We start from the raw sequence: 14070 nt of genomic DNA on the forward strand, positions 1-14070 counted from the left end.
TGCCAAGCCCGCTCGCAGCGTGCGCCGCCAGACGCCAGCGCAAGATCACCGCAGGAACGCGCGCCGCATGCGCCCGCAGTGGAGAAAAAGGCTATTCCTGACCGGGAGCGACGCTGCGGCCGTCAGGCCGCAAGGGAAACGGAGCGGCCCACCCAGCGTTGGAGGAAGCGAGGGGCCGACCAGGGTACAAGACCTGCCCCGATCGGCTTTTTTTGCTATCCTTGCCGCCCCCCAACCAGCCACATACGAGGCCAGCATGATCACCCTCTACGGCATCAGCAACTGCGACACCGTGAAAAAGGCGCGCCGCTGGCTGGAACAACACGACCTTGAGTACCGGTTCCATGACCTGCGGGAAGACGGCATCAGCCCGGAGCAGGTCCGGGGGTGGCTCGCCGAGCTGGGCTGGGAAACCCTGGTCAACAAGCGCAGCACCAGCTGGAAAGCGCTGCCGGCCGCGACCCGGGAAGCCATGGACGACACCGCGGCCCTCGCCGCGATCCTGGAGCACCCGACCCTGATCAAGCGCCCGCTGCTGGACATCGGCCACGAGCGCCACTGCGGCTTCTCCGCCAAGACCTGGGGCACCCTGTTCCAGCGTCACACCCTTTGACCCATACCCGCGGCAGCGGGACAGCAGGAATCAACCGATATGATGAACGCAGCGTTTGCCTTTGGCCTGGGCCTCGGCACCCACAACAGCAAGGGTGAGTGGCTGGAGGTTTTCTTTGCCGAACCGGTGCTGAACCCGCCAGCCGCCCTGATCGAAGCCTTCGGTACCAGTGACAACCTCACGCCCCTTGACCGCCAGCAGCTGACCGTCCTGGAGGCAGAGTTGGCAGCAGCGGGCGAGACCCGCCAGGCCCAGCTGGCCGCCCACCTGGCCGGCAGCGAGTCCCCCGTCGTAGCCGTGCTGCTGCGGGAAGATGTCGCGCCCACCACCGTGCCAGAGGGCTACCTGAAACTGCATCTGCTGTCCCACCGGCTGGTAAAGCCCCACGGCACCAATCTGCAGGGACTGTTTGGCATCCTGCCCAATGTGGCGTGGACCAGCGAGGGTGCAATCGACATCACCGAACTGCCCGCGCGCCAGCTCGCAGCCCGTCTCCGGGGCGAAACCCTGGAAGTCAGCTGCGTCGACAAATTCCCGAAAATGACCAATTACGTAGTGCCCAGCGGCGTGCGTATTGCCCACACCGCTCGCGTCAGGCTCGGCGCCCACCTCGGCCCCGGCACCACCATCATGCACGAGGGCTTCGTCAACTTTAACGCCGGCACCGATGGTCCGGGAATGATAGAGGGGCGCATCTCCGCCGGCGTTATGGTCGGCAGTGGCTCGGACCTGGGCGGAGGCTGCTCGACCATGGGCACGCTGTCCGGCGGAGGCAACATCATTATTTCGGTCGGGAAGGAGTGCCTGATCGGCGCCAACGCCGGTATCGGCATACCCCTGGGCGACCGCTGCACGGTGGAGGCGGGGCTGTTTGTTACCGCGGGGACCAAGGTCGTGCTGCTGGACAGCGCGGGCACGGCGGTGGAGACCGTGAAGGCACGGGACCTGGCCGGCAAGTCCGGGCTGCTGTTCCGCCGCAACTCCACCAACGGCTCGGTGGAGTGCCTGACCAACCGTTCCGCCATTGAATTGAACGACGAATTGCACGCCCATAACTGAACGGGAGCACGCACGTGGAACGCACACTGGAGCTGACCTGCGACCTGATCCGGCGCCCCTCGGTAACGCCGGAGGACGCGGGTTGCCAGGAGCTGATGATGGCGCGGCTGGAGGCCATCGGCTTTAGCTGCACACCGCTGCAGTTCGGCGAGGTGAAAAATTTCTGGGCCGTGCGCGGCGACAGCGGTCCGTTGCTGGTGTTCGCCGGCCATACCGACGTGGTGCCCACCGGCCCGGAGGCGACCTGGGACTCGCCCCCCTTCAGCCCGGAACTGCGCGACGGAATGCTCTACGGGCGCGGTGCCGCAGACATGAAGGGCAGCCTCGCCGCCATGATCATCGCCTGCGAGGATTTCGTGGCGGCGCACCCCGACCATGCCGGCCGCATCGGCTTCCTGATCACCGCCGACGAGGAAGGACCGGCCCACGACGGCACCATCAAGGTAGTGGAATACCTGCAGCAGCGCGGTGAGCACATCGACTGGTGCCTGGTGGGGGAACCGTCCAGCAGTGAACAGCTCGGCGACGTGGTCAAGAACGGTCGTCGCGGTTCCCTGGGGGCGGTATTAACTGTGCGCGGCGTGCAGGGTCACATCGCCTACCCGCAGCTGGCCGACAATCCCATTCACCGGGCGCTGCCGGCGCTGCACGCGCTGAGCTGCCAGGTCTGGGACCAGGGCAACGCGTTTTTCCCCGCCACCTCGCTGCAGATTTCCAATATCAACAGCGGTACCGGCGCCACCAACGTCATCCCCGGTGAAATGACGGTGCTGTTCAATTTCCGCTTTTCCACTGAAGTGACCGCGGCGGAATTGCGGCGGCGTACCGAGGCCATATTGGACGCCCACAAGCTGGAGTACGCCATCGACTGGCAGCTCAGCGGAGAACCCTTCCTCACTGCAAGCGGTGACCTGCTTAGCGCGGCGGTCGGGAGTATCCGGGATTGCACCGGGCAGACGACCGAACTGTCCACCGCCGGAGGCACATCGGACGGTCGCTTCATCGCCCCCACAGGGGCCCAGGTGCTGGAGCTCGGACCGGTCAACGCCACCATTCACAAGCGCAATGAATGCGTCTGCGCCGCCGACCTGCCTCGCCTCGCGGACATCTACCACGGCATCCTGCGGCGGCTGCTACTGCAGTGATTGCAGCTGCTGCTGGAGGCCCTCCCGGGCCAGCTGGCCGTTGAGGCTGCCCGGGATGACCACGACCTCCGCCTGCCCCAGCGCGGCCAGACTCGCGGCCACCACCGGGGCTGCATCCATCCACAGCTCAGCGGGCATGCGCGCCTTGTCAAAGCCCTCGAAATAGGCGGTGTCGTGAATCTCAGTGCGGGTCAGCCCCGGACACAGGCACTGGACCCGGATATTGTCGCTCGCCACCTCCGCCTGCAGCGCCCTGGAGAAGGAGACCATGAATGCCTTGCAGCCGCCGTAGACCGCGGTCTGCTTCATATTCAGGAAAGCGCCGACCGAGGCCACATTGATAATCGCGCCACCACCGCGCTCACGCATAAACGGAACCGCGGCGCGCACCAGCTCCAGGGTGGCATCGATCTGCAGGCGCACCACCTGTAGCTCATCCTCCAGCACACTGCGGCCAAAATCTCCGAAAGTGGAAAATCCGGCGTTGTTGACCAGGATATCCGGTGGCCCCTGTTGACGCAGGGCCTCCACGGTACGGGTGACGCCTTCCACCGTGGCCAGGTCCGCCACCACCGGCACCAGCCGGGTACGTCCAGCCAGCTCCGCCTGCAGAGCCTGCAGCCGGTCCGCGCGGCGCGCCACTGCAATGATGGTGTCGCAGCGCTCCGCTAGCTGGCGACAGTACTCTTCCCCCAGTCCGGCGGAGGCGCCGGTGACCAGGGCGGTTTGACGATTGGCGCTCATGACCTTGTTTTCCTTGCGCGAGTTGAGGGAGGGCGCAGACAGTCCGGTACCAGAGGCGTACCATGACCGTCGACCGGGACATCTTGAGGAGAAACAGCATGACGCGCAAGCGCACCGCACTGATTACCGGCGCCTCCGCCGGACTCGGCGCCGAATTCGCCCGCCAGCTGGCGGCGGCAGGCTACAACCTGGTCCTGGTAGCGCGGCGTCGGGACAAACTGGAGGCACTGGCCGCTGACTTGCATCAACAGTTTGGCGTGGACGTACTGATCGAAGCGGCGGACCTGAGCGAACAAGGGGCGCCCCGGGCGCTGTTCGACGCCCTGCATGCCGGCAATACCGAAGTCGACTTCCTGGTCAATAATGCCGGGGTGGCCGGGTCCGATCTGCTCACCGACAGGGACTGGGACGAGCACCGGGCGTTCTTCCAGCTGATGATGCTGGCAGTGGCCGAACTCTGTCACCTCTTTATCCCCGGTATGCGGGAGCGGGGGTTCGGCCGGGTTATCAATGTCGCCTCCGTGGCTGGCCGCATTCCCCGCGTGGGCGGCTGCAACTACGGTCCCAGCAAGGCCTATTTGATCGCCCTGTCTGAAGACCTGGCGGTAACCCTGCACGGCAGCGGGGTGAATGTCTGCGCTCTCTGCCCTGGCTACACCCATACCGATTTCCACAGTACCGCGGGACTGCAGGACATGAAGGACGCAATGCCAGGGTTTCTCTGGTACGACGCCGCAGTGGTGGTCAGGGAGGGGCTGTGGGCCGTGGAGCGGGGCAAGCCCATCTATCTATCCGGGCGCCTGTACCGCTGGCTCGACCCCCTGTTCCAGTCCCTGCTCACCAGGCGGCTGTTCAGGCTGGCCTCGCGCCACTGAGCCGGTCGCAGTTCAAGCCGCAGCCGACACCACGTAGACATCGTAGCGCACGGCCTTGCCGCGAATGGCGTGCGAGGGCGTTCGCCCGGCCAGCGGATCCGCCTTCAGTGGACGCTTGACCACCACGCGCGCCACCGGGGCACGCAGGGCCCAGGCCAGCAGGGCATCGGCATCCCCGAGCGCCCCGGGCCGGCTGAACAGGGCCTGAAACAGCGCCATCTCTTTCTTCACCGCCGCGGATTTTTCCCGGGGCGGGAACATCGGGTCCTGGTAAATCACGTCCTGCTCCACCAGTGTCGCCGCATCCATGAGGCACACATCACCCTCGACGAGTACCATGCGGCCGACGACCTCACGCAGCCAGGCGTCAGCGGAATTCCCGGCCCTGGCAAGCCCCGAACGCAGCAACGCCGCTACCACCGGCTCCCGCTCGGCCAGAGTGACCGCACAGCCGAGGTCGGCCAGCACAAAACTGTCGCGGCCGAGGCCCGCGGTGGCGTCGAGTACCCGCAGAGGGCTTTTCTTGCCAACGCCGACCGCCCGTCCCAGCAGCTCATTCTGGCCACCGCGGCGCCGGTGGCGCATGCCTGCGGCACCGAAATCCACCTCGATGGGCTTCTGCGCCGGACGATCCGGAACGCTGAGGGCCAACGCGTCGGGGGAGACCCGCAGCAGCGCGGCGAACCGGCCCAGTTCCGCTGTTGCGTCAGTATCGAGCAATGGCAGGCCAAGGACCGTGGCCAGCTCGACAGCCGCTGCCTCGGCGGTTACTGAGCTGGCTTGCACCCCAATCGATCCGGGGCGGAATGCCTCAGCCACTCCGCACTTCCACCAGCAGCGCGTCCAGGCGCTCACAGTTGGCGGCAATCCCGTCCAGATAATGGTTGGGCCCCCCGAACCAGACCGCGGCATAGTGGTAGGCGCCGGCAAAATCCTCTTCCAGGCGCTGCCCGGCAACGCGGTGGATGAAGTCAGGGGTACGGCGCATCAGGTCATCCCTGGAGAGATAGGCACGGCCCCGGGTGTACGCACATCCATCCTTGCCGGCAAAACCACTGGCCTCGAACTCGTCGTAGAGTTCCCTCCGGCATTTCTCCAGGTAATCGGGGGCCGAGAGCTGGGCCAACAGGTCGGCGGTACCCAGCAAGCCACCGAGCTGCCTTTCGGCAAAGCTGGCGACGCGCACGGTCGCGGGCTTGCGGGCACAGTTGGTGAAATGAATCAGGCGGGCACTCAGCGGGGCCAGCGGCTCCAGGCCCACCGCTGGTAACTGCGCGGCAATCAGTGCCGCCCCTCGTTGCACATGGGTCCGGGTGTAAGCGCCACCCGTGCCGTGGCGATGGTCAGCCCGTCGCCGCAGGTAACCGGAGTCGTGCAAGAGCGCACAGGCGATGCCCGCCAGGGCGAGCTCCGGCCCCAGGCTCCAGGCCTGACCCCAGCGCATCTCCCTGCCTGCCAGCAGCCGGGCCATGGCCAGGGTGACGTCGAGCACGTGCTCCGCGTTGTGGTAGCCGACCTCACAGCCGAGGTATTCCGGATGCCGGCCCTCGTAGAGTTCCCGGAACAGGTCGCGGAGCGTCGCCAGGGGTTGCCAGTCGGCATCGGGCCAGCGCCGGGTGAGTACTGAACGCACTTCCGCCATCACCGCGTCGGGACTGCCCAGGTCCACGGCGCCGCCCACATCCATTCTGGTAATGGCCGTCGTTCGCTGCAAGGATCTATTCCTCGGTCATGGATGAATCCCGACGACGACGCTTCAACAGGGTGGCCAGTTCCTCGCCCTGCCGCCCCAGCTCCCCGTCTGCAGTGTCAGGAGTTCCGTTTTCGCTGGTATCTTCCGCCTTCCCCTGCCTGTCGGCAAGCGCCGATTCACGCCGCGGTGGCACCGGCAGCGCGCTCTCGTCCAGACCCAGGGCCAGCGTTGCCTCCTGCAGCCGCAGCTCCACTTCCAGATTGTAGGCGTGATGGGCCAGGCCGTGCTTGTCAACGATCAGGAAACGCCGCGCCGCGCGTCGCTCCCCGGGGTCAGACGAACCTGTCAGCTGGCAACTGATATCGGTGATCACCTTGCCGGCGAACTGGACTCCCCGGATCGCGGCCAGAGCCCGATTGCAGTGGTGGATAAACACCGGGGAAAACACTTTGCCCGGCATTTGCACCTGGTGGTCGGCATCCGGCGGCAGGCAGGATTCGTAGTGGCCAACGAGAATCTGGTCCGGCAACGCCTCCGTAACCATCCGGGCCAGCTCAATCGTGACATCGCCGACGATGTAGCTGTGAATCGTCGGGTTGATCCCCTCTGCCTGGTACAACTCATAGTGGCTGCCAACATGGTAAGCGGTTCGGATCATCGGTACGGTGTTGCCGCGGGATGCGGCCCTGGCGACCGCGTTGTCGGCGATTACCAGCAGCATGAACACGAACAGGTCCCGATTTGCCGCGGGCCCCAGCTCCCGGTTCCAGACATAGTAGCCGTCGCCGGTCGTGGTCCGTGAGAAATGCACCTCGATTCCCTTGGCCAAGAGCTTGTTGTAGGCAGAGTTGAAAGAGTAGGACAGGCTGTTCAGCTGGCTCGCCTGCTCGAACGGTGTAAACAGGGAGAATTCCGCGATATCGAACAGCAGCACAGCCCGGTCACTGACATAGCTCAGGCCGTAGCGCTTGATCAGCTGCTCCACGGCGTTCATGACCGGCGCATCCTCTGCCAGGGGAGCGTTGAGCTTGATGAATCCCGGGGCCACATCCAGGCGCTCGGCAATCGCGAACAGCTCGTCGCGTTGCTTGCGGCGATGTCCGGAAATCAGCTCGCGAACAAAGGTCTCGTTGTCAGTACCACCGCCCTCCCCCACCCGGGCACAGTAGTTGCCGAGAAAGTAATGGGGCACGAAGATGACCAGCAGACCCCGCTCGTCAGCACTCCAGCACAAGACGATGTTCTGCCCCAGGCGCCACTGCTTGCGCAGAGACGTCTCCAGAGCCTTCAGGTTGCCGCGCTGGACAATGCTGATGGTATTCGCAGCGCTCGCTTCAGCATCTGCACCCGTATCCGCGGAACTTGCCATGGCACACTCGTTTTTATCCGCCTGACCCAGTAGCATTATAGGGTGCGGCGATGGCGGAAGTCATGCAACGCCGCCCAGCGACTCTGCCGGGGCCCAAAGGGGGACCAAAGCCATGTTCTGTCGTCTACTATCCGGCCTGCTGGCCATTGTCGCCCTGGGTGCTTGTCAGCAATACGATGTCAGCGTGAACGAGCGGGTGGTCTACAGCCCGCGCCCGCTGCTGACTGACTTCCGGATTCCCGACCCTGGCCTGCGCGACTGCATTACGCGGGCCATCAACGACAACAAGATCAGCAGCATCGGCCAGCTGCAGGAGCTGCAATGCAGCGGTGCAAATGTGAGGAGCCTCGAAGGACTGGAGCGATTTTCCAGCCTGAGCCAGCTTGACCTGGCGGGCAACGCGATCGCCGATATCGGGGCGCTGCGTGTGTTGCTGGAGCTGCGCACCCTGATTCTGGACGACAATCGCATCGAGGATGCGAGCGCCCTGTATCGCTTGCCGGAGCTGGTCGTACTGAGCCTGGCGGGCAACACCGGCATGAGCTGCCCCGGCCAGGGGCAGCTGCAATCACTGCAGAGGCTGACCCTGCCCCGCCACTGCCGCTAACCGCAGCCAGTCAAAGCCGCGATCCTGGGCTGCGAAAACCACCCTCTCATCCAGCGGGCCATACACCGCCGCCAATGCAGACGCCGCCCGCTGCAGGCAGTTGTTGTTCTCGCTGATGTGAGCCACCACGAGGTGTTGCAGCTTTTCCATGCCCAGCTGCTGCAGCAGGGCCGCCGCCTGCTGGTTGTTGAGGTGACCCCAGTCTCCCGCCACCCGCCGCTTCAACGCCGCCGGATAAGACCCGCTGTGGAGCATCTCGAGGTCGTGATTGAACTCCAGCACCAGGGCATCGCAGCCCCGGAAGCGTTCCACCACATGGCTGGTCACGCTGCCCAGGTCGGTCAGCACCCCCACGCTGCGGCCAGCGTGGTGCAGACGGAACTGGCAGGGCTCCCGGGCGTCGTGCGGGACAGCCACCGCCTCGACTTCCAGGTGACCGATCTGGAAACGGTGTTCGCAGTTGAAACAGACCACCTCGGGGCAGCCCTCGAGGCGACCGCTGTTCCAGGTACCCTGGGTCAGGTAGACCGGGATATTGCACTGACGGGCCAGGCGACTGACCCCGGCGCTGTGGTCGCTGTGTTCATGGGTAACCAGGATCGCGGTCAGCTGCTCCGGCTGCAAGCCGAGCAGGGCCAGCCGCCGCCGGGTCTCCCGCAGGGAAAACCCGCAATCGATCAGCACGACCGTATCGCCGGCAGCCACTACCGTGGCATTGCCCTTGCTGCCGCTGCCGAGCGAGGCAAACCGCAACACGGGACCCGCCCTCAGTTGATATTGCCTTTGATGAGAGCCAGCAGCTCCTGTTCGTCCCGCTTCTCCAGCGGCCCGGCAGCGCCAGTCAGCGGCGCCAGGCGCACGGTCACCGAGCGCTCGCCCTGGTTGGCAACCGTGATCAGGAACTCCCGGTTGGCCAGCGGGTCCTCGTCGCTGCCGGAGAACAGCCGGGAGAACCAGCCCCGCTTCTCCTCCTCCTGTTCCCCCAGGTAACGCACGAAGTAGGTCCCCTCGCTGCGGTCGCGATCGGTAATCTCGAAGCGTGAATCCTCCAGCGCCTTGGCCAGGGACGCCCAGGCCCGGGTAAAGGGCAAGCCGACCTGAATATAGGTATAGCCGGCATCGGCCTCCTCCAGGGAAATCTTGCCCTCGGCGCTCATCGCCCGGTCAGCGATCATGGAAACCGGCGCCGAGTCCGCACTGTTGGCAATGAACTGGGCCACCGCCCGCAGCATCTCACCTTCCTGCTCCAGGTTGTCCGACTGTGGCGGCCAGGTAACCCCGTCGCCGGCGCGGCTCATCTGCAGGACATGCAGCTCGCTGCTGCCCCGCTGGACGCCCTGTTCGATCCGGAAGCGGAAGCGGGCATCCATTGTCTGCCCCTCCAGCTCCAGCCAGTCGCTGTCGATAAGCCCGGCCTGGGCGTCGACCCGGGATACCGGGATGCCAGCGGCGGCGAGGAAACTGCGTACCTGCGGCCACAGCTGGCCGGGGGCGATGGCAATGAGAGCCCAGCTTTCGTCCCCCAGGGACTGGATGCGCACCACGTCTTCGCCGGCGCCAGCCACCAGCGGCGTCGGTCGTGGCACCTCGAACTTGCCCGCCATGACCAGGCTGTCACGGACCGGCGGGATCGGGTAGATCTCCTGCAGGGCGGAATCGTCCTTGCCTTCCGGCAGACGGATGGGCGCCTGCTCACGGGCCTGCTTGTAGTCCTCGGAGGTGTCGGGAAACATGCCCTCTTCCCCGAACAGATAGCTGCAGGCGCTGGCGCTCAGCACCAGCGTTGTGGCCAGTAAAACGCGCGCGATAACCCCGGTTAGATCTGTCATTAAATTCCTGCTGCCTCCAAAGCTGCCAGGACCTGAGCGTGGAAGCGCTCGTCCAGTGGCGTCAAGGGTAAACGAATGCCCGCTTCAATCAAGCCGCGCTGCTGCATGGCCCACTTGACTGGAATGGGATTGGCCTCCAGAAAGAGCGCCCGGTTCAGCCCCGAGAGCCGCTCATTGATCAGTGCAGCCTCGCGCCGGTCATCGGCCAGGGCCAGCCGACACAAATCCGCCAGCTGCCGCGGAGCGATATTCGCGGTCACCGACACATTGCCGTGTCCCCCGGCAAGCATCAGTTCCATCGCAGTCGGGTCATCGCCGGAGTAGATTGCGAAATCAGCGGGACAGCGAGCCTTGAAGTCGGGTACCCGGGACAGGTCACCGGTGGCGTCCTTGATACCGACGATGTTGTCCAGTTCGGCGAGCCGGACGACCGTGTCATTGTCCATGTCGACCGCCGTGCGCCCGGGCACGTTGTAGAGGATCTGGGGAACGGACACCGCTGCTGCCACGGCCTTGAAGTGTTCGTAGAGGCCACGCTGGGAGGGACGGTTATAGTAGGGAGTCACCAGCAGGCAGGCGTCGGCGCCGTTGCGGGCGGCGGACGAGGTGAGCTCGATAGCCTCGCGTGTGGAGTTGGCGCCAGTCCCGGCAATCACGGGAATGCGCCCGGCGACATACTTCACGCAGTACTTGATCACCTCCAGGTGCTCGGGCACGCTGAGGGTTGCGCTTTCGCCGGTTGTGCCCACCGCCCCTATGGCGCTGGTGCCTGCGGCAATGTGCATATCGAGCAAGCGCTCGAGGCTCTCCCAGTCGAGGCTGCCATCCGCGTGCATGGGCGTCACGAGAGCGACGATACTGCCGGTAATCATTGAAACTCTCCAGAATTGTGCAGGGCGCAGGCACCTGGCCGACAGGTGCCGAGAAAGAAGTGGGCAATTATCCATGCCGGGCCCAGGATGACAACCGGATTGCGGTAAAATGAACCGCTGCCCGGAAAGGCAGTCTCAAGCCTGAAGCAACCACGGAGTATATCATGAGAGACACCCACCGGATGCGGGGCATTGTGACCCTTTACCTGCTCCCCCTGCTGTTCGTGCTGGTCGCACCGGCATCGGCCCAGGACCGGGTGTGGACCAGCGAGCTGTCTGCCCTGGACCGCCAGTATATGAGCCACCAGCGGGCCACTATTGACGATCTCGCCCGCCGGCACGTCGGCCACGGTTTTACTGGCGACAGAGACCGTGATATCGACCTGATACAGCGCCTCCTGGACCGGAGCCTGGTGCGCCCGGACCAGACCGCGGAGCTGCAGGCGCTGGGCATGATGTTGGGTGACCTGCTGGCGCAGCAGCTGGACATGCACTGGGTTGTGTACGAAGACAAGCTGGGGCGCAGCCGGGCGCTGCGCTACCGGGATACGGATAACTACCTGTTCCCCATGACCATGGTCTCACGCCGTCACGAGGCCGGGAACCAGACGCCGGTAAAGGACATATACCAGAACGCGGTGGACGCGATAACGCCGTACCGGATCCCCCTGCCGTTCCAGTAGGCAGGTAGTAAAACACGGGGGCCGCGGGTAGACTGGCGCTTTACCTGCGGTGGATCTGGAAGCGCATGACAGAGCAAGTTGCCGGCCTGGAACTGCGGCGCGACGATTCCGCCCGCCGCAGCGTCCTGCACCTGCGCGGCGACTGGGTCCAGGGCGTGGAGACACCTGTGTTTCCCGAGCTGCGAGCGCTACTGAACGCAGCGGCGCCAGAGGAGCTGGCCCTTGACTGCAGCGAGCTGGGCCAGTGGGACTCCCTGCTCATGGCCTTCTTGCTGCAGTGCCATGGCCACTGCCGGGACCAGGACATCAGGTTCTCGGACGACGGCCTGCCCGACAACGCCCGGCGCCTGCTGGGTATCGCCACCTCGGTCCCGCCCCAGCGCCGCGAGCCCGACGCCACCACCCGCTGGTGGCAGGGAATACACCCGTCGGCTCTGCTGCGTGACGTCGTTGACGACCTGCGCCTGTCGATGGCATTTTTCGGTGAAGTCTGCCTTGCCATCTGGGCTCTGGTCCGGGGGCGAGCCAACACCCGGTTCTCCGATTTCCGCCACTTCTGCTACCAGGCCGGACCCGACGCCTTCGCCATTATCAGCCTCACCAGCATCCTGGTGGGGATGATCCTGGGCTACCTGGGCGCAGTCCAGCTGCAACAGTTCGGCGCCGGCATCTACGTCGCGGACCTGGTGGTCATCGGCCTGCTGCGGGAAATGGGCGTCTTGATGACCGCAATCGTCATGGCCGGGCGCACCGGGGCAGCGTACGCAGCGCAGCTCGGCACCATGCAGGCCAGCGAGGAGATCGACGCCGTGCGCACGATGGGCGTTTCGCCGATAGAATTCCTGGTCACTCCGCGGATTCTTGCGCTCGTGGTGATGATGCCGCTCCTGACCCTCTACGCCAACCTCCTCGGCATCCTCGGCGGCGGCATCGTTGCGGGAGGAATGGGCATCTCGCTGCTGCAATACACCAGTCAGGCCAGCGCCGCGGTGACCCTGACCCATATCGGCGTCGGCATGCTGAAGAGCGTGGTGTTTGCCGTCCTGATCGCCATTGCCGGCTGCCGCTCCGGGATGCAGTCCGGGCGCGACTCCGCGGGAGTGGGAGAGGCTGCCACCGAGGCGGTGGTCACTGCCCTGGTCTACCTGATCGTGGCCGACGCGGCGATCAACATCCTGTTCCAGCACCTGGGACTGTAATGAACGAATCTGCCCCTGAGGTCCATATCGACGTTCGCGACCTGACCATGGCATTTGGCCCCAAAGTCATCCAGCGCGACCTGAATTTTCCGATCTACCGGGGCGACATTTTCGTCATCATGGGCGGCAGCGGCTGCGGCAAAAGCACGCTGCTGAAGCATATGCTGGGGCTGCTCGAACCCGCTGCCGGCGATATCCTGTACAGTGGCCAGAGCTTCACCCGCGCCAGTAGCGCGGAGCGTGACGTCATGCGCCGCGGCTGGGGAATCACCTACCAGTCGGGTGGCCTGTTCAGTGCCATGACCCTGGAACAGAACGTCAGCCTGCCGCTGCAGCTCTATACCGACTACACCGCGACGCAGATCGCCGACGTCGTCGACTACAAGCTGTCACTGGTGGGCCTGGGCGGTTTCCAGAGCTACTACCCGGCCGAGATCAGCGGCGGCATGCGCAAACGCGCGGCGCTGGCCCGGGCCATTGCCCTGGACCCGCAGATCCTGTTCTTTGATGAACCGTCAGCCGGGCTGGACCCGATCAGCTCGAGACTACTGGACGACCTGATCCTGGAGTTGAAGGAGTCCATCGGCGCCACCGTAGTCATGGTGACGCACGAACTTGAGAGTATTTTCGCTATTGCAACCAACAGCGTCTATCTGGACGCCAGCAGCCGCACCATGATTGACTATGGTGACCCGCGGCAGTTGCGCGACAGCAGCGAACAGCCCGTCGTGCGCCAATTCCTGGCCCGCAGCGCTGCCGCAGGGGAGGATATGGGCAGTGAATAACGAACATCCACACAGCGTCGCCATCGGCGCCTTCATTCTCGGCGCGCTGCTCATTGCGCTCGCCACCCTCGTCTTTGTCCTCGGCTCCGGCCTCGGCGTCGAGCGCACCAGGGTGGTGATGGTGTTCGACAGTTCGGTCAAGGGCTTGAGCATCGGCGCGCCGGTGGCACTGCGCGGGGTGGAGATCGGCCAGGTAACCGGGATCAACCTGATCCTCGACAGCGACACCGCCGACCTGATTATGCTGGTGGAAGCCGACGTTTCCAGCGCCAATGTGCAGAGCAGCCGGCAGACCTCCGAGGAAATGATTGACGAGCTCATCGCCCGCGGCCTGCGCGCCCAGCTCAACCTGCAGAGCCTCCTCACGGGGCTCCTGTACGTACAGCTCGACTTCCACCCGGACACACCGGCGCAGCTGGCCCGGATCGACAGCGACTACACCCAGATTCCCACGATCCCCACCGGACTGGAAAAGTTTACCCGCCAGATCGAGTCGCTGGACATCGCCCAGATCGCCGCCGATGTCCAGAGTATTGCCGCCAGTGTCGACGAGTTCATTGGCCAGGAAGAATTCCGCCAGCTACCACGGGAACTCGG

The 14070-nt window shown here is 64.9% G+C and carries 16 protein-coding genes; 9 read left to right on the forward strand and 7 right to left on the reverse strand.

Annotation, left to right across the window (positions count from 1 at the left end; genetic code table 11):
• Positions 1 to 256: 256 nt before the first annotated feature.
• The 3 genes from RJQ10_RS01340 to dapE are packed head-to-tail and all read left to right on the forward strand — an operon-like array spanning position 257 to position 2817.
• Positions 257 to 613: an ArsC family reductase gene (locus tag RJQ10_RS01340; RefSeq protein ID WP_350142856.1), complete on the forward strand. Its 357-nt coding sequence runs from the start codon at positions 257 to 259 to the stop codon at positions 611 to 613.
• Positions 614 to 652: 39 nt separating this feature from the next.
• Positions 653 to 1672 (forward strand): 2,3,4,5-tetrahydropyridine-2,6-dicarboxylate N-succinyltransferase, encoded by a 1020-nt coding sequence (gene dapD, locus RJQ10_RS01345; protein ID WP_502880204.1) that lies wholly within the window; start codon positions 653 to 655, stop codon positions 1670 to 1672.
• Positions 1673 to 1686: 14 nt separating this feature from the next.
• Positions 1687 to 2817, forward strand: coding sequence for a succinyl-diaminopimelate desuccinylase (dapE, locus tag RJQ10_RS01350; protein WP_350142858.1), 1131 nt, complete (start codon positions 1687 to 1689; stop codon positions 2815 to 2817).
• Here the strand turns inward: dapE and RJQ10_RS01355 are convergent.
• Positions 2806 to 3561 (reverse strand): SDR family NAD(P)-dependent oxidoreductase, encoded by a 756-nt coding sequence (locus tag RJQ10_RS01355; protein WP_350142860.1) that lies wholly within the window; start codon positions 3559 to 3561, stop codon positions 2806 to 2808. The two genes, dapE and RJQ10_RS01355, sit on opposite strands and share 12 nt — an antisense overlap.
• Positions 3562 to 3659: 98 nt before the next feature.
• Between RJQ10_RS01355 and RJQ10_RS01360 the strand changes: the two genes are divergently transcribed.
• The gene (locus tag RJQ10_RS01360) at positions 3660 to 4436 is read left to right on the forward strand and encodes an SDR family NAD(P)-dependent oxidoreductase (protein WP_350142862.1); all 777 of its coding nucleotides are present in this window, start codon (positions 3660 to 3662) and stop codon (positions 4434 to 4436) included.
• A gap of 12 nt (positions 4437 to 4448) precedes the next feature.
• Here the strand turns inward: RJQ10_RS01360 and RJQ10_RS01365 are convergent, their stop codons facing one another.
• The 3 genes from RJQ10_RS01365 to RJQ10_RS01375 are packed head-to-tail and all read right to left on the reverse strand — an operon-like array spanning position 4449 to position 7498.
• Positions 4449 to 5222: a class I SAM-dependent methyltransferase gene (locus tag RJQ10_RS01365; protein WP_350142864.1), complete on the reverse strand. Its 774-nt coding sequence runs from the start codon at positions 5220 to 5222 to the stop codon at positions 4449 to 4451.
• A 25-nt stretch (positions 5223 to 5247) separates the two neighbouring features.
• Positions 5248 to 6150, reverse strand: a complete 903-nt coding sequence (locus RJQ10_RS01370) for a hypothetical protein (RefSeq protein ID WP_350142866.1) — start codon at positions 6148 to 6150, stop codon at positions 5248 to 5250.
• Positions 6151 to 6154: 4 nt separating this feature from the next.
• Entirely contained in the window at positions 6155 to 7498 is a 1344-nt protein-coding gene (locus tag RJQ10_RS01375; protein WP_350142868.1) for a hypothetical protein, read from the reverse strand.
• 112 nt (positions 7499 to 7610) lie between these two features.
• Here RJQ10_RS01375 and RJQ10_RS01380 point away from each other — a divergent pair, with 112 nt between their 5' ends.
• Entirely contained in the window at positions 7611 to 8105 is a 495-nt protein-coding gene (locus RJQ10_RS01380; RefSeq protein WP_350142869.1) for a leucine-rich repeat domain-containing protein, read from the forward strand.
• Here the strand turns inward: RJQ10_RS01380 and RJQ10_RS01385 are convergent.
• From RJQ10_RS01385 to dapA, 3 genes are read right to left on the reverse strand one after another with little or no spacing between them, the layout of a single operon-like run.
• A complete protein-coding gene (locus RJQ10_RS01385) occupies positions 8067 to 8861 on the reverse strand; it encodes an MBL fold metallo-hydrolase (protein ID WP_350142871.1) in 795 nt (264 codons plus the stop codon). The genes RJQ10_RS01380 and RJQ10_RS01385 overlap by 39 nt on opposite strands.
• A gap of 11 nt (positions 8862 to 8872) precedes the next feature.
• Positions 8873 to 9934 carry an NlpB/DapX family lipoprotein gene (bamC, locus tag RJQ10_RS01390; protein WP_350142873.1) on the reverse strand — a complete coding sequence of 354 codons (1062 nt, stop codon included), beginning with the start codon at positions 9932 to 9934 and terminating at the stop codon, positions 8873 to 8875.
• On the reverse strand, positions 9934 to 10806 hold the full coding sequence (dapA, locus tag RJQ10_RS01395; RefSeq protein WP_350142875.1) for a 4-hydroxy-tetrahydrodipicolinate synthase: 873 nt from the start codon (positions 10804 to 10806) through the stop codon (positions 9934 to 9936). Before dapA ends, bamC begins: the two co-directional genes overlap by 1 nt.
• Before the next feature lie 164 nt (positions 10807 to 10970).
• Between dapA and RJQ10_RS01400 the strand changes: the two genes are divergently transcribed.
• The 4 genes from RJQ10_RS01400 to RJQ10_RS01415 all read left to right on the forward strand — a co-directional run.
• Positions 10971 to 11489 carry a DUF3806 domain-containing protein gene (locus tag RJQ10_RS01400; RefSeq protein WP_350142877.1) on the forward strand — a complete coding sequence of 173 codons (519 nt, stop codon included), beginning with the start codon at positions 10971 to 10973 and terminating at the stop codon, positions 11487 to 11489.
• 65 nt (positions 11490 to 11554) lie between these two features.
• On the forward strand, positions 11555 to 12688 hold the full coding sequence (locus RJQ10_RS01405; RefSeq protein WP_350142879.1) for an ABC transporter permease: 1134 nt from the start codon (positions 11555 to 11557) through the stop codon (positions 12686 to 12688).
• A complete protein-coding gene (locus tag RJQ10_RS01410; RefSeq protein WP_350142881.1) occupies positions 12688 to 13473 on the forward strand; it encodes an ABC transporter ATP-binding protein in 786 nt (261 codons plus the stop codon). Before RJQ10_RS01405 ends, RJQ10_RS01410 begins: the two co-directional genes overlap by 1 nt.
• A partial coding sequence (locus tag RJQ10_RS01415; protein ID WP_350142883.1) for an MlaD family protein occupies positions 13466 to 14070 on the forward strand: 605 nt, incomplete at its 3' end. The genes RJQ10_RS01410 and RJQ10_RS01415, both read left to right, overlap by 8 nt.

This window comes from Haliea sp. (genome assembly GCF_040222615.1).
Lineage (GTDB): Bacteria > Pseudomonadota > Gammaproteobacteria > Pseudomonadales > Halieaceae > Haliea.